General features: G+C 40.5%; 19 protein-coding genes, 1 tRNA gene and 2 pseudogenes. 11 read left to right on the top strand and 11 right to left on the bottom strand.

The genetic code is table 11. The annotated features are described in order from the left end of the window. Positions 1–71 precede the first annotated feature (71 nt). Entirely contained in the window at positions 72–947 is an 876-nt protein-coding gene (gene tsf, locus ACP7BU_RS02775; RefSeq protein WP_004279049.1) for a translation elongation factor Ts, read from the top strand. Positions 948–1,092: 145 nt separating this feature from the next. Next, positions 1,093–1,592: pseudogene (locus tag ACP7BU_RS02770) on the top strand (DUF3465 domain-containing protein). Positions 1,593–1,625: 33 nt separating this feature from the next. On the opposite strand, the gene ACP7BU_RS02765 reads toward ACP7BU_RS02770, so the two are convergent. The 7 genes from ACP7BU_RS02765 to ACP7BU_RS02735 form a co-directional block, all read right to left on the bottom strand. Beyond that, on the bottom strand, positions 1,626–2,081 hold the full coding sequence (locus tag ACP7BU_RS02765; protein WP_224215549.1) for a DUF962 domain-containing protein: 456 nt from the start codon (positions 2,079–2,081) through the stop codon (positions 1,626–1,628). Between the two features lie 240 nt (positions 2,082–2,321). Further along, complete coding sequence (locus ACP7BU_RS02760; RefSeq protein WP_004279046.1) at positions 2,322–2,936, bottom strand: septal ring lytic transglycosylase RlpA family protein; 615 nt, start codon at positions 2,934–2,936, stop codon at positions 2,322–2,324. A gap of 288 nt (positions 2,937–3,224) precedes the next feature. Then, the gene (gene mltB, locus ACP7BU_RS02755; protein WP_425878936.1) at positions 3,225–4,226 is read right to left on the bottom strand and encodes a lytic murein transglycosylase B; all 1,002 of its coding nucleotides are present in this window, start codon (positions 4,224–4,226) and stop codon (positions 3,225–3,227) included. Positions 4,227–4,530: 304 nt separating this feature from the next. Further along, the gene (locus ACP7BU_RS02750; protein ID WP_114540900.1) at positions 4,531–5,184 is read right to left on the bottom strand and encodes a hypothetical protein; all 654 of its coding nucleotides are present in this window, start codon (positions 5,182–5,184) and stop codon (positions 4,531–4,533) included. Positions 5,185–5,203: 19 nt separating this feature from the next. Then, complete coding sequence (gene queF, locus ACP7BU_RS02745) at positions 5,204–6,019, bottom strand: NADPH-dependent 7-cyano-7-deazaguanine reductase QueF (RefSeq protein ID WP_004279042.1); 816 nt, start codon at positions 6,017–6,019, stop codon at positions 5,204–5,206. Beyond that, positions 6,019–6,792 (bottom strand): ABC transporter permease, encoded by a 774-nt coding sequence (locus ACP7BU_RS02740; RefSeq protein ID WP_314107401.1) that lies wholly within the window; start codon positions 6,790–6,792, stop codon positions 6,019–6,021. Before ACP7BU_RS02740 ends, queF begins: the two co-directional genes overlap by 1 nt. Continuing rightward, a complete protein-coding gene (locus ACP7BU_RS02735) occupies positions 6,789–7,724 on the bottom strand; it encodes an ABC transporter ATP-binding protein (protein WP_180086175.1) in 936 nt (311 codons plus the stop codon). The genes ACP7BU_RS02740 and ACP7BU_RS02735 overlap by 4 nt, the downstream gene beginning before the upstream one ends. Before the next feature lie 190 nt (positions 7,725–7,914). On the opposite strand from ACP7BU_RS02735, the gene ACP7BU_RS02730 reads away from it, so the two are divergent. Further along, positions 7,915–7,990 (top strand) — tRNA-Arg (locus tag ACP7BU_RS02730). A 35-nt stretch (positions 7,991–8,025) separates the two neighbouring features. Here ACP7BU_RS02730 and ACP7BU_RS02725 read toward each other — a convergent pair. After that, complete coding sequence (locus tag ACP7BU_RS02725; RefSeq protein WP_425878940.1) at positions 8,026–9,597, bottom strand: sensor domain-containing diguanylate cyclase; 1,572 nt, start codon at positions 9,595–9,597, stop codon at positions 8,026–8,028. A gap of 994 nt (positions 9,598–10,591) precedes the next feature. Here ACP7BU_RS02725 and ACP7BU_RS02720 point away from each other — a divergent pair. Further along, complete coding sequence (locus ACP7BU_RS02720) at positions 10,592–10,810, top strand: hypothetical protein (RefSeq protein ID WP_425878942.1); 219 nt, start codon at positions 10,592–10,594, stop codon at positions 10,808–10,810. Between the two features lie 253 nt (positions 10,811–11,063). On the opposite strand, the gene ACP7BU_RS02715 is transcribed toward ACP7BU_RS02720, so the two are convergent. The 3 genes from ACP7BU_RS02715 to ACP7BU_RS02705 all read right to left on the bottom strand — a co-directional run bounded on the left by ACP7BU_RS02715 (position 11,064) and on the right by ACP7BU_RS02705 (position 13,081). Next, entirely contained in the window at positions 11,064–11,414 is a 351-nt protein-coding gene (locus tag ACP7BU_RS02715) for a hypothetical protein (protein WP_071850993.1), read from the bottom strand. 201 nt (positions 11,415–11,615) lie between these two features. Beyond that, positions 11,616–12,281, bottom strand: coding sequence for a hypothetical protein (locus ACP7BU_RS02710; protein WP_044112094.1), 666 nt, complete (start codon positions 12,279–12,281; stop codon positions 11,616–11,618). A gap of 101 nt (positions 12,282–12,382) precedes the next feature. After that, the gene (locus ACP7BU_RS02705) at positions 12,383–13,081 is read right to left on the bottom strand and encodes a DUF3820 family protein (protein WP_044112093.1); all 699 of its coding nucleotides are present in this window, start codon (positions 13,079–13,081) and stop codon (positions 12,383–12,385) included. 331 nt (positions 13,082–13,412) lie between these two features. On the opposite strand from ACP7BU_RS02705, the gene ACP7BU_RS02700 reads away from it, so the two are divergent. The 7 genes and pseudogenes from ACP7BU_RS02700 to ACP7BU_RS02670 form a co-directional block, all read left to right on the top strand. After that, positions 13,413–14,660 (top strand): alpha/beta hydrolase, encoded by a 1,248-nt coding sequence (locus ACP7BU_RS02700; protein WP_313564689.1) that lies wholly within the window; start codon positions 13,413–13,415, stop codon positions 14,658–14,660. Between the two features lie 154 nt (positions 14,661–14,814). Further along, positions 14,815–16,065 (top strand): serine hydroxymethyltransferase, encoded by a 1,251-nt coding sequence (gene glyA, locus ACP7BU_RS02695; protein WP_425878944.1) that lies wholly within the window; start codon positions 14,815–14,817, stop codon positions 16,063–16,065. Positions 16,066–16,570: 505 nt separating this feature from the next. Continuing rightward, complete coding sequence (gene rnk, locus ACP7BU_RS02690; protein WP_044112091.1) at positions 16,571–16,975, top strand: nucleoside diphosphate kinase regulator; 405 nt, start codon at positions 16,571–16,573, stop codon at positions 16,973–16,975. 341 nt (positions 16,976–17,316) lie between these two features. Beyond that, positions 17,317–18,108: a tellurium resistance protein gene (locus tag ACP7BU_RS02685; RefSeq protein ID WP_425878946.1), complete on the top strand. Its 792-nt coding sequence runs from the start codon at positions 17,317–17,319 to the stop codon at positions 18,106–18,108. Between the two features lie 16 nt (positions 18,109–18,124). Beyond that, a complete protein-coding gene (locus tag ACP7BU_RS02680; RefSeq protein WP_253145779.1) occupies positions 18,125–19,258 on the top strand; it encodes a toxic anion resistance protein in 1,134 nt (377 codons plus the stop codon). Positions 19,259–19,295: 37 nt separating this feature from the next. Further along, entirely contained in the window at positions 19,296–20,213 is a 918-nt protein-coding gene (locus ACP7BU_RS02675) for a hypothetical protein (protein WP_425878948.1), read from the top strand. 244 nt (positions 20,214–20,457) lie between these two features. After that, positions 20,458–20,663 (top strand): annotated as a pseudogene (locus ACP7BU_RS02670) (alkyl hydroperoxide reductase subunit F); the annotation flags it as partial.

Here is a 20,663-nt window from a genome sequence, read left to right as displayed (position 1 = left end):
CCCATGAGAACTCCTCTGGGCCGTTTCTGTTCTAAAAAGAATTCATTTTCTACCGAATTTAGGAGATAAACATGACTGCAGTTACAGCAAGCATGGTTAAAGAATTGCGCGATCGTACTGGTCTTGCAATGATGGAATGTAAAAAAGCTTTGACAGAAGCGGGCGGCGACGTTGAACTAGCGATCGACAACCTACGTAAATCTGGTCAAGCTAAAGCTGCTAAAAAAGCAGGTAACATTGCTGCTGACGGCGCAATCACAATTGCTCAAGACGGCAACAAAGCACTTCTTCTAGAAGTTAACTGTCAAACTGACTTCGTTGCAAAAGACGAAAACTTTGCTGGTTTCTCTGCGAAAGTTGCTGCTGCTGCACTTGCTGCAAACGTAACTGATCCTGCTCAAATCGCTGAATTGAAACTAGAAGATGGTGCAACTGTTGAAGAAGCGCGTATCGCTCTTGTTCAAAAGATCGGTGAAAACATCCAAGTACGTCGTGCGAAAATTGTTGAAGGCGAAAACCTTGCAGTTTACAAACACGGTCTTAAAATCGGTGTTGTTGTTTCTTACACTGGTGATGAAGCTACAGGTAAAGGCTTGGCAATGCACGTTGCTGCGTTCAACCCAGTTGCTGTAAATGCTGAAGGCGTTTCTGCTGAGCTTATCGCGAAAGAGAAAGAAATTGCTGAAGCGAAAGCACTTGAATCTGGCAAGCCAGCAAATATCGTTGAGAAGATGGTTGTAGGTTCTGTTGAGAAATACTTGAATGAAGTTGTGCTTGAGCGTCAAATGTACGTAATCGACAACGATAAGAAAGTTGCAGACGTTCTTAAAGCAACTGGTACTACAGTTGCAAACTTCGTTCGTTTCGAAGTTGGTGAAGGCATTGAGAAAAAAGCAGAAATGAGCTTCGCTGAAGAAGTTGCTGCTGCTCAAGCTGCTGCAAAATAATTCCTTAGGAATTAGAAAAAGCCCTATCTGATTGATGGGGCTTTTTTATGTTGATTTATTCTTCATCAGCAATTCAAGAATAGGATTTGGGTTTGGTGATAGAGCTCAGATCATGTATTCATCATTTAATAAAAAAGTTATAAAAATGCCAAATAAAACCAAACTGGGCATCGGTGCAGTCATTGCACTGTTGATTGCTGCTTATCTGGGCCTGGATCTACAACAATCCCAACCACTTATTCCATCCGCATCTGATACTACAACTGAAACGCTTGATTCAGAGCCTAATTTAGTACCCTCTCAAACGACTGATGATCTGGACCGAATTGCACGGGCGTTTCAACAGCGTCAGAGTGATCTACAGGTGCGTTCAGCGGGCAGGTGATTGCCGTTTTGCCAGATGATCATGAAGGATCGCGTCATCAAAAGTTTATTCTCGAATTACCAAATGGTCAAACTGTACTGATTGCGCATAATATCGATCTGGCGCCGCGTATTCAGAACATTCAAAAACAGGATCAGGTTGAGTTTTATGGAGAATATGAATACAGTGACAAGGGTGGGGTGATTCACTGGACGCATCATGACCCTGCACGAAAACATGTCGCTGGCTGGTTAAAACATCAAGGAAGAACCTATCAATAAGGTTCTTCCGATTGGGTAAATCGAATATAGCGTTTAAATGCTCATAATTGCGCTGTTATGGCGTGATTTCCAGTTCGGTAGGATTTTACCTAAATAGGCATCCATGCACCAAATTGGGCCAATGAGGAGGAATTGGAGGTCTTTGAAGAATGAAGGCTTTTTACCTTCCACTTTGTGCCCATAAAATTGGCCAATCCAGGCCAAGACAAACAGGGCAATAAAGAAACCGGTACCGACTGGCAGAATCCAGATGAGCCAGGCCATGACCAAAGTCAACGTAGCCATCGCTACTGCCAAAACAAGATCTAGGCGTGCATAGAAGATAAAAGCCAAAACCAGTAGCAGGGTAGTCAGCAAAGCGCTGAAATGCGCCAGAATGCCAATAATCGAAAAATAGATAGTCGGTACACAGACCCAGTGAATCAGCTTATTGGTTTTATTTTGATGGCTGTCACTATATTCATCAAACCATTCAGATATTGTTTTCATTCTTCGCTCCATTCCATGAACATGTTTTGCTTATCTGGAAATATAAAGCAGAATCCGGATATGGTCAAAAGTTAATCATGCAAGCGAGCGAATTTTATCAGGCAGGATGAGCCTACCAAAATTTTCTTGAAAGAACTTTAAGATAGGGCGGAGCAGGAGCGTTTATATTCTTCTAGAAAATGAGCACAATAAAAAAGCCACATTGCTGTGGCTTTTGTTAAATGTGTTGCAGGTCAAATCTTAAGAATTTGGACCAGCGACACGTTCAATACTGACTTTTGCAGTACCTGCACTGGTAATACCCAACTGTTTCGCAGCACCGTAAGATAAATCAACAACACGGTTACCATGGAAAGGACCGCGGTCATTTACTTTAACCACGACGCTCTTGCCGTTATTGCGGTTAGTTACGCGAATATAGCAGTTCAATGGCAGGCTACGATGGGCAGCTGTCATTGCGTTCATGTCAAAGGTTTCACCGCTTGCAGTTTTACGGCCGTGGAATTGACGACCATACCAAGACGCTGTACCTGTCTGACTGAATTTACGTACAGTATTAGAAGCCACTGTATTCAGTTTTTCAATCACTGAAGGCTCTTCTGCAGGAAGTTCAATTTTCGCTGCAATGGTTTCACGGCGAACTTTATCGCCAGAACGCTCAGTGATTGAAAGGCTGTTCAAATTTGTGAAATTTGAATTGAAGCTTTGAGCTTCTTTATTGAGTACTCGCGTGGCAAGACGCGAATTGTCATTTTCATTGGTGAATGAAGATGACGGAACCATATCTGCCTGCGATTGCGTCAGCGTGACGATCGTGGCAATGGCCATAAAAGACTTCAAAATTGAAGAATGCATCGAATCAACTCCTAACAGCATATCTATTGGTTATTCATAAATGGCTGAAAAACCATGTAAACATGCCTGATATTTAACTTATGCAACTACATTTAACGAAATGGATAATATTCATGCCGGCAATACCCTGTCTAGTGTTTAATTAAAATAGTTAAAAAAAGAACGCAAAATAAACAATGATTGATCAAAAAATAATCAATATTGTAACATAATATTAAAAATGCTTAAAATACGCACAAATTAACCCATAAAAATGTTGACTTTCATAATTTGTATTAATTTTTAGTGTTAACGGCTGGTAATTTCGGTACCTAATAACCACAAAGCAGTGGCATACATACGGCTGCGATTATAGGTGGTAATCACTTGAAAATTTGGATAAGTGATGTAGTAAATCGAGCCATAATTTTCTTGTAATTGAATTACATTGACTAGATCCAGATCGTCAATTTTTACGATTGGATTCATTGGGCTAATGCCTTGCGTTTTTAACACACCATAAGGCATAGGTTGAGTCAGATCCTTGGCAATCACAGCATCGGGATTTGAACCGGTATAACGTGCCGGAAAGGCAATCGGCTGATTACGCTGCCAGCCATGCTGTGCCAGATAGTTGGCAATCGAGCCAATCGCATCTACCGCTGAGTTACGCAGGTCAATATGACCATTGCCATCGTAGTCCACGCCGAATTTGGGAATGTTGCTCGGCATAAACTGCGGATAGCCAACAGCGCCGGCATACGAACCCACCACAGAAGAGGTGGCAACACCATCTCTATATGACCAGGCAATTAAAGCAGCCAGTTCATCCTGAAAATACTGGGCACGACGTTCATAGCCAAACCCTAAGGTTGCTAGGGCATCACGAGTGACAAAAGAGCCCTTGTTGCTACCAAAACCGGTTTCTACACCTAAAATGCCCAGAATGATCGCCTGTGGTACACCAAACTGCTGTTCAGCACGGTTAAGCGTTTCTGCATATTGCTGTTTAAAACGTACGCCGCGCTGAATGGTAGATTCAGCTAAGAAGTTAGTTTTATACGAATACCAAGGCTTACTTTCACCTGGGCGATTCATGATATTGATAATATTAGGCAAATTACGCGTCCCGCTCATGGCGGAATCTACTTGCTGGGCACTCAGCTCATAGCTCTGCATGGCGTTCTGCTTAAAAGCGGCATAAGAAGGGTGATATTGGAAATCGTTGGCCAGACTCAAACTGCTGAGACCAAATGCGGTAAGTGCGATTGAAAGCTGCTTAAACTTTTTATAAAAATCCGATTTCAACATCTTGCTACGATTTCCAGTTTTTTTGATGAGTTGCTGGCGATGTCATTTGAATCATGCCATGAAAAAGATTGATAAATTTTTTCAATCGTGGGGCTTAAAGTGCCAGATTAAAGATAACATTCGGATGAATAAGAGACCTAGCCGCTTATACAAAAATAGCGATGGATTGGCTATTTTTACGGCAGTCTGTCTTATAGAGCCGCTTATCTGTAACAAGCTATTTCACTGATCATAAAAAAGCCTGACCGAAGTCAGGCTAATTCCTCAAGATTTGTAGAAAATCTTGAAACCATGCTATCCAAAACTATTCTGTATAGAACAAAGTGTCATGATATTCGGCCATGGCGCGCAGCTCATCTTTATTCAAATTCAGAATAATTTTATCTGCTGCCATATTGATGGCCTTGATCACTGCAGATGCGCCAATATCTGCTGCCTTGCGTTTGATCATGCCAAGATCCAGGGTTTTATTAAAGTCGACCATAAAATGTCGGACTGTCGCTTCACCAAATTGCTTGTATAAGTTGCTGAACGCTTGTTTATCGATACTCTGACCGGCTTTAAGCTCCGCATAATGATGTTTTAAATTTGTCACCAGATTGGCATCCAGTGACTCACCAATGCGGAAATTTCCTTCAGGATCTTTAAACAGACTGCGCTCAGAGAATGCAATCGACTCTCTGACCACATCGTTCGGCGCTTTACTCAATAACTGCTTCAGCAAAACCGCAACAGTCGACTTGATATAGCCAGCCAGTTTTTCCGCAGTATCGCGTTTATCACTGGCAGGGAAGCGACGCACCAGCTCGGTGAGAATCGCATCAATAATTTCATCATTAATCATCAATGCGGTTTTATCACGTAATGGGTAAAGCGGCTCACTTGAATTTTTGTTTTTTTGTGCAGTCTGAATTGTATTTAAAAGCTCTGCAGAAGGAATAAACCCAAAAAATGGCATTGTTCAACCTCAATGTTTTTTATTGTCGCGCTAAACGAATAGGGCGAGGCATCCATGTTAAATCCGATACACGGCAAGGGTTGATATCCAATCCACCACGGCGTGTATAGGTTGCGTAGACCATCAGCTTTTCCGGTTTCAGTTGCTGCCAGATATCGGCAAACATCTGCTCCACACATTGTTCGTGGAACCCATTATGCTGACGGTAGGAAATAATATAAGCTAAAATACTCTTATAACAAGGTTTTTTACCTTGATAACGTATAAAAACTGTTCCCCAGTCCGGCTGGCCAGTGACTGGGCAGTTACTTCTGAGTAAATGTGAATACAGCTGGATTTCACCTTCTGCTGCATCATCCGAATCCAAAGCCAATAAACTGGCATCTGGATGATTTTCTAGGCGCTCAGGTGTCAGCTCGTCAATGCAGATGCCTTCCGGCTTGCTGATCTCTAATTCATCGACCTGAAACAATTGCAGTTTAACTTCAGCTTCAGCCGCAGCAGATAAATCTTTTTCGACCGTCGTGATAAAGGCATCTTGAGATTCAAACTTGGCAAAATTCAGGCTATTGAAATACAGTTTTAAGGATTTGGATTCAATCAGATTCGGCGAAGACGCTGGCAAGCTAATGCGGCCAATAGCCACTTGCGGCACACCGGTTGAATTTAACCAGGAAATTTCAAATACATGCCACCAGTCTGCACCTTGCTGAATCGCTTCGACATGTGCGTATTGTTCACGGGCAGGCGCGCGCGAAATCGGAAACAGAACATCAGGCTGATATTCTGTCGGGTAATTGGTGTCTTTACCAAGGAGAGATTGTTCTACACTCATTATTCACGCATTCCTGAACCACGGGAGAGTAAATGATAGGCCACTGCATACAGCACGGCACAACATAAGGTAATTACTGTCAGTGAAATGGCGACATTGACATCGCTATGTCCTAAAATGCCATAGCGGAAAGCATTGACCATATACACGACAGGATTAATTAAAGATAAATTTTGCCAGAATGGGCTTAAGCTCGAAATAGCATAAAACACACCACCTAAATAGGTCAGTGGCGTTAACACAAAAGTCGGGATAATCGAGATATCATCGAAAGATTTGGCATAGACGGCATTGATAAAACCACCCAAGGAAAACAGCAGGGAAGTAATCAAGACTGTATATATAGTTACGAACCAGTTGGTGATATATAAGTCAGCAAAAAACAAGCTCACCACACTGACAATGATCGCAACCAGTATCCCACGAATCACACCGCCCAATACATGACCCCATAAAATGGCATGCATCGGTACCGGACTCATGATCAGTTCTTCAATACTTTTCTGGAATTTTGAGCTGAAGAAGCTAGATGAAACGTTGGCATAGCTGTTGGTGATCACGGCCATCATAATCAGACCAGGCACAATGAACTCCATATAACTATAGCCGCCCATTTCTCCAATGCGTGAACCGACCAGATTACCGAAGATCACGAAGTACAGGCTCATGGTGATTGCAGGTGGCAACAGGGTTTGTGGCCAGATGCGCATAAAGCGACGCACTTCTTTATAGATAATGGTATATAAAGCTACGCTGAGCTGATTAATGTTCATTGCGCAGCTCCATCCAGATTTTTCTCGACCATTTTCACAAAAAGTTCTTCCAGACGGTTGGATTTATTGCGCATACTGCGCACCTGAATATTCTGTGATTCCAGCAACTGGAACAGATCATTTATGCTATGTGCCTTGTCCATAGTGATTTCTAAGGTCATCGGATCGATCAGGTTAAATCGCACGCCGATAATATCCAGATGTAAAGGTTCAATCGGTTCGGCCAGATCAAAAATAAACGATTCTTCATTGAGCTGACTCAGGAAGCTTTTCATGGTGGTGTCTTCTTTAATCACACCGCGATCGATAATCGCAATACGGCGACACAGCATTTCCGCTTCTTCTAGATAATGCGTGGTCAGAATGATGGAGGTGCCTTTTTCATTCATCTCGTTCAAAAATTCCCACATCGAACGACGCAACTCAATATCAACGCCAGCTGTCGGTTCATCCAGAATCAGCAGTTTCGGTTCGTGCATCATGGCACGCGCAATCATCAGGCGACGTTTCATCCCGCCGGATAACATGCGGGCCTGAGTGGAACGCTTTTCCCATAAACCCAGTTTGGTCAGATAAAGCTCCGCCCGTTCCTGTGCAATTTTTTTAGGAATGCCGTAATAGCCTGCCTGAGTCACCAAAATATCGAAGGTTTTTTCAAACTGGGCAAAGTTGAATTCCTGAGGCACCACACCTAGACACTGTTTGGCCTGAGAGGGGTGGGTATCCAGATTATGACCAAAAATTTCGACTGTACCGGATGTTTTTTTTGTTAATGAACTGATAATACCAATGGTAGTAGATTTTCCTGCGCCGTTGGGACCCAGTAGCGCATAAAATTCACCTTCTGGTACATTTAAGTTAATTCCTTTCAATGCCTGAAAGCCATTGCGATAGGTCTTCGACACATCCCTTAAGATCAGTGCATCAGTCATGAATATCTCAAATGGTGAAAAGTTGAGATATTGTGAGTGATCTCGCAAAATAAGCCAAGTGATTCACATGCAATTCTGTGTTGCTGTTTTGGAACATTGTATAAAGCTTAAGCATAAAAATGATGAAGTTAGAGATAGTTGCTTTACCTTATGCTTTTTTTTGTTATGATGTGCGCGATCCAAGAAAGATGCGCTCATAGCTCAACTGGATAGAGTACAGGTCTCCGAAGCCTGTGGCGTGGGTTCGAGTCCCGCTGAGCGCACCATTTATTTAAACTATAAAACTGAAAAATAAATCAAATTAGTATCGCACACAGTTGCGGCCATCATCTTTCGCCCGATAAAGATTGTTATCGGCAATTTTCAAAACGTCTAGAATATTTTTAGAACTGTCTGGCCAAGAAGCAATCCCAATCGAAATGCTAATGTGACCTATATTCTGAATCTCTTTACCTGCAATCTCTTTTCTGAACCTTTCCGCACTTTCATACACTTCAGTGAGATTGCTGTTCGGTATAATAATGATAAATTCTTCACCACCGTAGCGGCAGCAAATATCATCTTTACGAAATTTTTGCTGCATCGTCTTGGCAATATGCTTTAAGACAACATCACCTTGATCATGACCATAATTGTCATTAATGTTTTTAAAATGATCCACATCCATCAGAAGCACTGAAAAAGGGATGTTCATTTTCATGTTGTGAGTCATGACATAATTCAACCCACGACGATTCATCAAGCCGGTTAAAGGATCTGTATTAATATGATGATCCATCTTGCTCATTTGTTGTGAAAATTTGCGAACACTGAGCAGTAGGGCTAACTTGAATTTTGTGACCTCATAGTACCAAGGCTGGATATTCTTAATTTTTGAACCGATTTCTGCCTGATTTAGCAGACTCGCCATATCTGCCAGTTGATTCAACGGGGCCGAGATAGAGTCAGACAGTCGCCATACAATATAAAAAACAAGCAGATAAAATAAAAAGAATCCTGCGGCTAATTTATAAAGGATAGAATTTGCCTGTTTAAGTAAATCATGGGTGGGTTGTTGGGAAACCACGATCCAGTTTGAAGTCGGAATATGAGAAAAACCCGCCAGATTATCAACGCCCTGGCTATTGATTAAACGAATTTGACCATTTTTATGCGCATGCATATATTCCAGACCAGTATTATTGCTGGCCAATTGACCGATTCTTTCACGATCGGGATGGAAAATAATTTTATTTTCATTGTTAATCACATACATATAACTATTCTTATAATTTTTATAAGTGGTTAGAAGCTGATTAATTACATTTTTTTCTTTTAAATAAATCGCTGAACCGATGAAGCCCTGATAGTGATTTGACTTGTCAAAAATAGGTTGAGAAATAAACACAATCATATTTTTTTGCACAGAAAAATAGGGCGAAGATATATAAGTCGATTTTTTATGAAGAGAGTCAATAATCCCTTGAGTATGTTGTATTTTGCTTTTATCAATATGCAGAATATTAGGGGAAAAGTTTATCAGTCTGCCTTGGGTGTCACTGATCACAACACTGTTATAGTGTTCAGACTGATATTTTAATTTATTGACCTCGGCTTCTCTTAGCTCATTGTTATTAAAGTCTTGACCTAATATCTTGGCACTATAGTCCAGCTCAAGAAGCATATTTCTAAAATGGTTGTCTGTGCTTAATGCAATTTTATGTGCATGATCAGAGTTTAAGGCAAGAGAATTGTCGATTAACTGATTTTTTACGATCTGATAGCTAATAATGAGAGAAATAATAAAAAGGCTAGATACACTAAAAATAGCCAATAAAAGTATTAACTGCCTTAAATTGAGATCAAGGTGTTTCCTAAAATTATTAGCTGACATAAAAAATTAGATATACCTCGATGTATTTATGAGCATTGTATTGCATTTATATTCAATGTTTAAGGTTGATATAAAATTAAATTTCCATTAAGTGGGAGCTTTTATTTCGATCAAATTTAGAATTTATAGATTGCTTGGCTGTAAATAGGGTGGATTTGAAAAGCTGAGTAAGGTTCTGAATATTTGACTATGCTGCAAATAAAAATATGGTATTTAACGTTCAGAAAATCATTGAATAATTTTGATTTCCTCATGTAAGTTATTAAATAATCAGACAAAAATATGGTTAATTGACATTGATGGGAGGTTAAATTGTCGCCATTTTTTGAAAAATAATCATTTTAAAATTAGTCGTATCGATTCATGACAGCAGTTTCTTTGAATATTGCGTCCTTTTCCGGAAGTATTTTTTATTTATAAAAAATCATATTCCAACTTAAATTTTAAAGCGCTTATTGAGATTATGAACGAGAGTATTGAGCCGTCTATGCAACGGGAAGTTGTATGCTTAATAAGGTATTTTTCTAGAAATCAATAAATTAGATAAAGATGATATGAATGCAAAATTCTTCGTAAGACAAGCCAGAAATATTCTAATCTGCTTTAAAAAAATGACAATTGGAATCTTGTATAAGTCTTCTTTTAGAAGTGTAAAAGAGTATTGTTGGCTAAAAAAATACTGTTATATTGAACTCATGGTAGGTCGTAAAACCAATAAGACGCTACCGATAAGTTGGACGGATCAATGACAGTTAGTTGAGTTTGATGTTCATCACCAGACAATAAATCTAGCACTAGCCATCCAACACAGAGCTCGCAGAAATGCGAGCTTTTTTAATGTCTGCGCAATTCATTCAGTTTAATATTCTTTTTATTATAATCCCTCCAGATAAAAAAGTTTACATTGCCAAATTCGTTAACATCTTGAAGATTAATCGCTTGGCTAATTATGGTATAAAAAACTGCAAATTGGATAATGAGAGAGGAAGGAAAAATGTCAAAGATGATTGATATCAAGGTGAAAGATCAATTTAGCCAAGTGACTGAAGCGAAAGCGATGCTGTGTTCCTTTGCAGAGCACAACATTCATCATGCAGCTGAGTTGGTCAAAAAAATTGAACATATTGTGGTGGATGGTGAAACGATTCTGCCGAGTATTGAGCTATTATTTGAAAGCCAAAAATCTTCAAATATTTATCGCGTTGTCGAATAATTTAATCAGTGAACTTCAGATAGGTAGAAAAAAATTGAACTTATTTATCCGAAATCACCGATTCAGCAGTTAAAAAACTCACCATTTAGGTGAGTTTTTTATACTCTGGTATTTGCCAGCTTGGATACTAATGTATGCAGCTTATAATCAGAAGCTGATTCAATCTCTAAGAGAAGACAACGTGGTAGTGAGCCTTGATTGGCCGAAGAAATTCCCCATACCAATAAAAAAGTTCGCTAGAGTGAGCAAGTATTTAAATCTGTTTAAGCTGTACATCCACATCATATTTTTCAAATTTTTGCAAAATCTGCGCTAAAGTTTGCTGTGCGGTTGTATGCTCAGGGCTTAAAGAAATTTCCTGACGAGTCGTGCTGTCAAAACATTCAATGGCCTGAATCAGCCAATGATGCTCAATGGGACTTTTTTGAATCAATATACGGCGCGGTTGCAAGCTATCACTGATCTGGCGGGGAAGCACATAGGTAATCGCCAGTTGCACAAATTGCAGTTCTTCAACCGGACTTAAAAAGGTGATCACCCAGTTGCCAACTTTACTCAGTTGCATGGGATTATCGAACGCATCGAATTCTAAATAATGTGACATATACATGATCCAATCGGATGTCTATGCTCACCTATATGGCGGGATTGTAATTCTTTTTCTATCACGCTTAAGTCGGATATTCCGAGCTTTAAATTTCGCTTGAATATAAATATTTCAAATAATCAATTAGTTATCTTAAACAATCAAAGCTAGCTTATTGTTAAACTTGCTCATTTAAGAGTTTTAAAGACTAAGATCTTATTAGTCTTCAGCTTTATTTTGCTGTAATTGATCTAAAGCAAAATTGATCTGCTTCAGAATGTGATTCAATTCTTGGGGAGCAATACGGCTTTCCTGAAGGGACGTGATCCATTGCATTTGGCACAGTTTTAAACTGCGCGTATCCGGCGCCTGTAAAATCTGATGAATTTGCTGCTTGGCCATCAAGCCACAATATTTTTGTAAGCTTTCCATCATCATATATTTAAGGTCTTCAAAAGACATAGGTTGCAGTTCAGGCAGCTTTTTTGCATGGCTTGAATCCGTTTCAGCAGATGGAATGTCCTGCGCTACTTTAATGGATTCCATCTCAGGATGGAGTTCTTTTGTCGCAGAAGCTGCTGCTATCGATGAGTCCAACGATCGGTGAATCTCGGAGTGTGCCAGGTCAACTTTTGTATCTGTTCTTGCATCAGCCTGCTTTTGACTGATGGCTACCTCGCCCGTTTCAGCTGGAATAATTAAATCCATGGCATAAAGCTGATCTAAGAGTTCGGCAGGAGCAAGCTGTTGTTTTAAGCCATCATTTAATAAGTTGAAATCCTGGCTGCCGATCAGAACCAGTAAGCGGCGTTGGCGTGCGGTCAGTGGGATGGAGCGATCCTGTAGCACCTCGATCCCACGTTGAGTTTTATAAAAATGCATCATAGCTGAATAGATGGTTGCTAAAATTCAGCTAGAGCATAGTCTGTGAAAATTACATTAATATGAAGTATTTATTAAAATACTGAGGTTTATTTTGATAAGACCTATAATGTCGTGATCGCCGTATTTTCAAGGGCCTTACGTAAATAAGGATCCAGTTCATCCTGACGCAATAGCCATTGCACATAGTCAGTAGGAAGTTCGGCGATGGCAGTACCGCGATGTTTGCCAAAATTAATCGTACGTGGAATTCGGGCATCTTCAGAAGCGTCGAATAATTCCTGCATACTGTTGATTTTTAAATGATGCACAATATGCATCAAAATATTGGCAGTTAAAATAATATCCATATCGGCACGATGCGCTTTACGGATCATTTCACGCGCTCTTTCGCTGCCTTTGGTGATCATATAAATCAGGGCAGAAATATTGTGTGCTTCCGCATCTGGCCAGACCCGACGTGCTAAAGCCAGTGTACAAATCGCCTTGATTTTTGAAGTATCTACGCCACATTTTTCGATGGCACGGACGTCATAATCAATATTATGGCCGATCATGTAGACGGTTTCATCAGGCAGGCGAAAGGTGCTGTAATGCGGCTGACCTTCCAGATCCGATTCCAGAATATGATGCACGGCCATGGCAGCAAAAGAAATAGCTTCGTCACATGAGTAGAGCTGATCAAACAGGCGGCTTTTATCCAGACTGATTTTATGCTCTACAATTTCGACAGGCGCATAAGCAATTTCGATGGGTTGGCCATTTAAAGTATGCGTTTCGGTATCAAGAATAATGGCCTGCATGTCGGAAATGTGCCTGAAAAGAGAGGAGAGTAAAATCTAACATTATTATTTTGCAACTGACAATTGAATTGCTTTATTTCTGTATTAATTGCAGGCTTTTTAACGTATGACGACTATTTGTATAGTTCTGAAAAGGGGAAATTCTCTATTTTTAAGTTTGCTGATTTCATAATAAATATAAACTGACGCGAATTTAATAGAAAAAATAACGCATTCTTTTCTTGATATTGTTTAGATAAATTGGGAAATTACATGTAGTTTTATCGTTTGTTAAAGATAAAACCAGAAAAACTCATTAGAGATGATAATAAATAAGATAAGGATAAGATCGATGAAACGTCAAGTATTGACCTGTGCTCTTCTCACATTAAGTGTAGCCTTAACTGCTTGTAACGATGATAGTGATAATGATCGTTTTTACGAGTCCAAACCTGCTGTTCCAGTAAATAATATCGATAATCCAGTCGTGGCAACACCTGTAGCCTATACTCAAACGGATTTCTCCGGGATCGCTGACGAAAGTGTGATCATGACTTATAAGATGTTAGGAATTAATGGTAAGGAAACACAAGCTACTGCATTAGTTTTCACACCCGAGGGAACGCCTCCAGCTACAGGCTGGCCAATTGTGGCATGGGCACATGGAACTACCGGTGTAGCTGATCAGTGTGCGCCGAGTCGAAAAGCGCTGAATGATTATATCAAAGCCATGATTGGCGGGTTTCTCCAAGCTGGCTATATTGTAGTGGCACCTGACTATGAAGGTTTAGGAGAGCCAAGTGGAAAAGAACTTCATCCTTTCTTGAATCTGAAAAGTGAAGCTTATTCTATTACTGATGCAGTTGTGGCTGCACGAAATTATTTAGGTTCACAAGCGTCCAATCAATGGGTTGCAGTAGGGCATTCTCAAGGTGGACAGGCAGCTTTAGGTGCTGCGCAATATGCAGCACGTGCTTCTAAGATGACCTATAAAGGTACGGTAGCTTTAGCACCGGCTTCAAATTTCAATCTGATTTTGACAGGAGGTGAACAACAGGCGGGACAAGAAACAAATCTGGATAAAAAAATTGGAACTTTAGCATCTTTAGATACCTTTACTGCATTGATTGTTGCCGGTTTGCGTAACCCGAACCCAAATTTGCAATATAGTCAGATTTTTAAAACACCAACCGACGAAATCGCGAAAAATGCAGAAACTGATTGCTATGATGTATTAGGCCAGAAATTTGGTACTGCAATGTATGCTTATGCACAATCAAATAATAACTCAGTAAATAATTATCCTCGTACTCAAACTAACTTTATGAGTATTCCAGTCGTAAAGAGCTTCTTGGAAAAAGATTCTCAGCCTTTACTTGTTAAAGTTTCTACGCCAGTGATTATTTATCAGGGTTCAGCAGATAGTACCGTTCCGAAAGCAGCAACAGATGTTTTGGTTGCACTCGCCAATCAGAAACAAACTTCAGTACGTTATATTACGGATGAGTCAAATGCGACTAAATGGGATCATGGTAGCGTCTATGCACTGAATATTCCTAATATTATTTCAGATGTAAAATCTCTAATGCCAATTCAATAACTTATTTTTATCTGAATGGCTCATGTTTTTTTAGATATGAGCCATTTTTATTGCAAACTGAATAAAGTTCATGATCGAAAATTTAAAACTTCATGCTACAATACGCGCCAATCTTAGCACGGCTTAAAAGCCCTAAATCAATAGGACCTCGCTAATGTTTGCCAATATCTCTATCGCTGAATTTGATCCAGAATTAGCTCAAGCAATCTCGAATGAAGATGCTCGTCAAGAAGCTCATATTGAGCTAATCGCTTCTGAAAACTACTGCTCACCAGCAGTTATGGAAGCTCAAGGTTCAAAACTTACTAACAAATATGCGGAAGGCTACCCAGGTAAACGCTACTATGGCGGTTGCGAGTATGTAGACGTTATCGAACAATTGGCGATTGACCGTGCTAAAGAACTCTTTGGTGCTGATTATGCTAACGTTCAGCCACATGCTGGTTCACAAGCAAACTCAGCAGTTTACTTAGCGCTTCTGAACCCGGGCGATACAGTTTTGGGGATGAGCCTTGCTCACGGTGGTCACTTGACTCACGGTGCAAAAGTAAGCTTCTCTGGTAAAACATATAATGCGATTCAGTACGGTTTAAACCCTGAAACTGGCGAGATCGATTACGAAGAAGTTGAGCGTTTAGCGCTTGAGCATAAGCCACGCATGATCGTTGCTGGTTTCTCTGCATACAGCCAGATCGTTGACTGGCAGCGTTTCCGTGAAATCGCGGACAAAGTTGGCGCTTATCTGTTTGTTGATATGGCTCACGTTGCAGGTTTAGTTGCTGCTGGCGTTTACCCAAGCCCGGTACAAATCGCTGACGTTACTACGACTACGACTCACAAAACACTTCGTGGTCCACGTTCTGGTCTTATTCTTGCGAAAGCAAACGAAGAAATCGAGAAAAAATTACAGTCAGCTGTATTCCCAGGCAACCAAGGTGGTCCTTTGGTTCACGCGATTGCTGCGAAAGCAATCTGCTTCAAAGAAGCAATGGCACCTGAATACAAAGCTTACCAACAACAAGTCGTTGTTAATGCGAAAGCAATGGCTGAAGTATTAATCGCTCGTGGTTATGATGTAGTTTCTGGTGGTACTGAAAACCACTTGTTCTTGCTGTCTTTAATCAAGCAAGACATTACAGGTAAAGAAGCTGATGCTTGGTTAGGTGCTGCTCACATTACTGTGAACAAAAACTCTGTACCAAACGATCCACGCTCTCCGTTCGTCACTTCAGGTATCCGTATCGGTACACCTGCAGTAACAACTCGCGGTTTTGGCGAAGCTGAAGTGCGTGAACTTGCAGGCTGGATCGCTGACATCCTGAATGCTAAAGGCGATGAAGCTGTTATCAACGCGGTGAAAGAGAAAGTTGCAGCGGTATGTGCTAAATTCCCAGTTTATGCATAATCGCTTATAAACGGAAAGGAGCTCCCAACCGGGAGCTTTTTTTATAGCTGTAAAAATAACGATGTAAAAGATGTTTAGACTTGATCGGGCTTATATAGATCAATTTCCATGCCGTAAGAGATTGAGTCATCAATAAAATCATATTGAGTTTTTCTCAATCTGGCTTAAAGTCTTTTATCAACTATTTGTATTTTTAAATGCTTTAAAAGAATGAATGCATTCGTTGCATGCTTTGCTTGAAATTATTTACAGGAATTATTTTCAGAACCTGACACTTTAAAAATAATAGGTTATTGAGCTGAAGATCATGGTAGATGAAGCGCTTGAGTGAATCCCATGTTACTGTAAGGTGGTGCTGATATAAGCGCCGTGAATGACATCATTCTTTTTATTTAAACGTTATATGGATCGGTATCATTTGAATATGGGTAAATCCTGTATTTAAAAATGCTGCTGGCGGTTGATTGATTAATTTTTCATTTATGCATTAAACAAGGTAATAAGGATGACTAAACCCAACATTATTTTATCTGAGCAAGATTTACATCGTCTGGAAACGATGCTGGAGAATCAGAGCAAGCTGAGCGAAACCATGATCCGCTTAGAGGATGAATTGGCACGTGCCGAAGTGGTCGAGCCGCAAGCGATCGCAAGCAATATCGTGACCATGCATTCCCGTGTGTTGTTGACCATTGCACCTTCTACGGAAGCTGTTGAGGTGACACTAGTTTACCCACACGAATTTAAAGGTGAAAAGGGGCAGGTCAATGTGGTCGCACCGATAGGTGCAGCCATTTTGGGCTTAGCAGAAGGTCAAACCATTGAATGGCCACAACCGGATGGTCATACCATGAAAGTAACCATTGAAAAAGTGCTGTTTCAGCCGGAGAGCGAAGGGGATTATCTTTAAGCCAGCGTTGGATCATCCTTGAAAGCCATAGCAATATGGCTTTTTTTGCATATGGATTTTAAGTAAAACCTGGTGTTGTAAGCATTTAGATCAGATTGAATACATTTTAAAGTTCTAAATGCTTAAAGTTAAACAATTCTCAAGATGCTACGTAGCCATTTATCTCTGTAATTGGATTGTCTTGCCAAAATCATAATTAAAATAAAGATAAAACATGGATTTAGTTAAAGTGATGTAACGAATTTCTGGATAAATATACACAACGCAGTCTGTTTTTTTGCTACATTCGAAGATGTTCTAGACTTCTTTGTTTCACTTTTTTAAAGGATATCGCCTCAACCATGTCGCGCTTTGAAGCTCTACCTGCCTTGACTGACATGATGCTTGATCGTGAGGAAATTCTGGCGATTAAGCGTAATGAGCTTGTGCCTGTACTGGATAATCAATATGGGCTGAATCATTATGCAGATGCTTTGATTCAGGCACAGTCCGTTCTACTGAATGGTGTAGATCCGCACTTGACCCAACAGTTAAGCCATACCATTGAGCAATTGATTCAGGCTTTGGCAGAATCTAAAAAATATCTGAAAAAACGTAAATTTAATGCCCTACAGAAATGGCTAGGCATCGATCTGGATTATGGCTCAAGTCAGGTGGAATATTATCAACGGCTAGACCGTTTGCTCGATCAGGCCGATCACTTAAGCCGTAAATTACAGATTGAAATTCAGAAATCGCAGTCGCGTTTTCAGCAGCTTTTGGGTTTGCGCGAACAGATGGCCAAGCACATTGTCGCAGCAGACGAGTTTCTGTCTGAATATCCGCTATTCGTCAAAAACCAGCATCCCTTGGATAATTTTTTAGAACGCCTCTCCAAGAAAATTAATACCTTACGTACCTTGCAAAGCAGTAATGACATCGCCATTACCCAGATGCAGCTTTCGCAGCAGCTTTCCTTTAGCCTGCTGGATCGCTTTAAGGAAGCACAGCAGGTCTTGATTCCGGCCTGGCAATATCATGTCAAACAAAGCCAGACGAAACACTCGACAAGTGATCTGGAAAAACTTGATAATAGCCGTGAGAGTCTGATTAAAACGTTAAAAAAATCCCTCGAGAAACCCTCGAAAACATAACAATATAAGGTGAACTATGACCAAGTCTGATTTAGTAAATTTACCTGTTGAAAGCTCGAATGAACTGGTCGAACAAAAATTCCAGCAAATGGACCTGAAAGAACTGGGCTTACAGTCTGCTGACTTTCAGGAGGTGCTGGCTGCACGTAAAGAGTTGCAGAACATGAGTCATAACAGCGTGGCTGAATATGGCAAAAATATTGCGACCAAAACTTCGACCTATACCGATGAATTACTGAATCTGGTGCAAAATAGAGATCTGGATGCGACAGGACAGAAGCTGAATCAGGTGGTACAGGTGGCTCAGCAGCTGAATACCAGCAGTATTCTCAATAAAAAGAAAAGTTCGGGTTTTTTTGGCAATATCATTAGCAAATTCAAAGGTGCGAAAGATAACTTTGATGCGCATTTCAATACCACTAAAGAGCAGCTAGATGTACTGGTGAAAGAGATTGAAACCTCGCAATCCGGTTTGAAAGCACGTGTTGATACCCTGGATAAAATGTTTGACGGGGTACAGGATGAATATAAACAGCTCGGGGTACATATCGCCGCAGGCCGTTTACGCGAACAGGAGCTGCAGCAGGAAATTTCCACTTTAACCGCCTTGCCGCAAGATCAGAGCACCACCCAGAAAATTTATGACCTGAACCATCTGGCCAATAATCTGGAAAAACGTGTCAGTGATTTACAGGTATTGCAGCAATCTGCGATGCAGACCTTGCCAATGATCCGGATTATCCAGTCGAATAACCTGATGTTGGTCGACAAGTTCTATGCGATCAAAAACATTACTTTACCGGCGTGGAAAAACCAGATCAGTCTGGCGATTTCGTTGAGTGAACAGAAGAACAGTGTACAGCTGGCCAATACCATTGATGATGCTACCAACGAGCTGCTGCGCCGTAATGCTGACCTGTTACATCAGAACTCGGTTGATACGGCTAAAGCCAATCAACGCTCGGTGATTGACATTGAAACGCTTGAACATGTGCAAAACACCCTCATTAAAACTGTAAATGATGTGATTCAGATTCAGAAAGAAGGTGTACAAAAACGCACAGAAGCAACCGTGCGTTTGAAAGCTTTGCAGGATAATCTGAATCATTTGGTGATTGAATCAAGTACCAGTGGATCCAAGCCCAACTAAATCAGGTAGGGCCAAAATCTGTAAGAAGGAGTAGAGATTGCCGCCCTTAGATGAATACGCCGTTAAGCCTCAGGACATCAAGCAGGGGGTAGTTGCACTCAAGAAACGTCAACGCAATTTGATGCTATTGGGTTTGACTACTTCTACCGTATTTATAGCCTCATTGATCAGCCTATTTTTCCAGCAGGAACTGGTCTATGGCTTTTTTGGCCTGAGTACTCAAGTACAGCAGTTGCATTTGCCGGTCAGTGTAGATGCCACACTGGCCAGCATTGGTGATAGTCCCGATTATTTTTTTAGTTTGCTGAGCTGGTTTGGCTGGCTGATTATTAAAATTTTTGCCTCTTTCATCGGTGCATTTTTTGTGATTGGCTTACTGAAAAAGTTGCGTTTCTTTTATGTGCGCTTTCAGTCTTTTGTGCTGAAATTTGTCGCCTGGCTGATTGCTTTTATCGTAATTTGGTCAGGCTTAACTTACTGGCAGCATGATCTGCGCAATGATCGGGATGATGCTTATCAGCAAGTGGTGTATTACGATAGTAATATCAATGATAGTGAAATCGCCCGTTACCTGGCTGATTCAGAGATTGCAGCACCGGTGAAATCTTATTTATTGGCGCAAACGGCATTGCTGCATAAGCCTCAAGATTTATCTGCCGCAAAACCTTATGTTTTAAACTTGGTTGAAGCAGAAAAACAGGATCCTAAATTTGAACAATATGGTTTCAAGCCTGAACAAATCTGGACCATGCAGCAACAGGTCTATGGTCAAGCCATGACACCAGTCGCCAAGAGTGTAAATATGCAGGTACAACAGGCGGATCAGTTAAGTCAGATCACGAATCTGGTTATTATTGGTGTTGCTATTTTATCGGCACTACTTAGCCTAATCTTGTTTTTCTTGGCCAACTCAATCAAGGGTCGTTCTCTGCGTATCGAACAGCGGATTCATTAATTTCCCAAAATGCTCCTGAATAGGGAGCATTTTTTTGATAAAATTTCAATGCTATTTTTAAGATAACCTATTCAACTTGCTCAATACCGCCCAAAAATTAAAATAAGGCAGCATAAAATCTATGATTGGATTGATAATCTAAAATATCGATCAATAAAATAAAAACAAACTGTTTTACCTATTTATTCAATTCATTTAATATCCTGTTATCAAATAAACATTTACTCCTTTGGAGACGTTAGCAATGTTAGACCAAAATACTTCAGCCCAACTTAAAACCTTATTAGAACGCCTGGAAGGCCCGATTGAACTGGTGGCGACTTTGGATGGCTCTGACAAATCAGCCAAAATCCAGGAACTGGTGTCCGAAGTGGCTGCACTGTCTGATCTGGTCACTGCACGCTTTGACGGAACCAATAAACGTGCGCCAAGTTTCGGGATTGCAAAAGC

The sequence above is a fragment of the Acinetobacter sp. 40AMC3-4 genome (assembly GCF_049898185.1).
GTDB lineage: Bacteria > Pseudomonadota > Gammaproteobacteria > Pseudomonadales > Moraxellaceae > Acinetobacter.
This window is presented reverse-complemented; position numbering and strand designations above follow the sequence as displayed.

Coding starts and splice junctions, on each gene's coding strand:
- tsf (WP_004279049.1), top strand. CDS start 72: ATGACTGCAGTTACAGCAAGCATGGTTAAAGAATTGCGCGATCGTACT.
- ACP7BU_RS02765 (WP_224215549.1), bottom strand. CDS start 2,081: ATGAAAACAATATCTGAATGGTTTGATGAATATAGTGACAGCCATCAA.
- ACP7BU_RS02760 (WP_004279046.1), bottom strand. CDS start 2,936: ATGCATTCTTCAATTTTGAAGTCTTTTATGGCCATTGCCACGATCGTC.
- mltB (WP_425878936.1), bottom strand. CDS start 4,226: ATGTTGAAATCGGATTTTTATAAAAAGTTTAAGCAGCTTTCAATCGCA.
- ACP7BU_RS02750 (WP_114540900.1), bottom strand. CDS start 5,184: ATGCCATTTTTTGGGTTTATTCCTTCTGCAGAGCTTTTAAATACAATT.
- queF (WP_004279042.1), bottom strand. CDS start 6,019: ATGAGTGTAGAACAATCTCTCCTTGGTAAAGACACCAATTACCCGACA.
- ACP7BU_RS02740 (WP_314107401.1), bottom strand. CDS start 6,792: ATGAACATTAATCAGCTCAGCGTAGCTTTATATACCATTATCTATAAA.
- ACP7BU_RS02735 (WP_180086175.1), bottom strand. CDS start 7,724: ATGACTGATGCACTGATCTTAAGGGATGTGTCGAAGACCTATCGCAAT.
- ACP7BU_RS02725 (WP_425878940.1), bottom strand. CDS start 9,597: ATGTCAGCTAATAATTTTAGGAAACACCTTGATCTCAATTTAAGGCAG.
- ACP7BU_RS02720 (WP_425878942.1), top strand. CDS start 10,592: ATGTCAAAGATGATTGATATCAAGGTGAAAGATCAATTTAGCCAAGTG.
- ACP7BU_RS02715 (WP_071850993.1), bottom strand. CDS start 11,414: ATGTCACATTATTTAGAATTCGATGCGTTCGATAATCCCATGCAACTG.
- ACP7BU_RS02710 (WP_044112094.1), bottom strand. CDS start 12,281: ATGATGCATTTTTATAAAACTCAACGTGGGATCGAGGTGCTACAGGAT.
- ACP7BU_RS02705 (WP_044112093.1), bottom strand. CDS start 13,081: ATGCAGGCCATTATTCTTGATACCGAAACGCATACTTTAAATGGCCAA.
- ACP7BU_RS02700 (WP_313564689.1), top strand. CDS start 13,413: ATGAAACGTCAAGTATTGACCTGTGCTCTTCTCACATTAAGTGTAGCC.
- glyA (WP_425878944.1), top strand. CDS start 14,815: ATGTTTGCCAATATCTCTATCGCTGAATTTGATCCAGAATTAGCTCAA.
- rnk (WP_044112091.1), top strand. CDS start 16,571: ATGACTAAACCCAACATTATTTTATCTGAGCAAGATTTACATCGTCTG.
- ACP7BU_RS02685 (WP_425878946.1), top strand. CDS start 17,317: ATGTCGCGCTTTGAAGCTCTACCTGCCTTGACTGACATGATGCTTGAT.
- ACP7BU_RS02680 (WP_253145779.1), top strand. CDS start 18,125: ATGACCAAGTCTGATTTAGTAAATTTACCTGTTGAAAGCTCGAATGAA.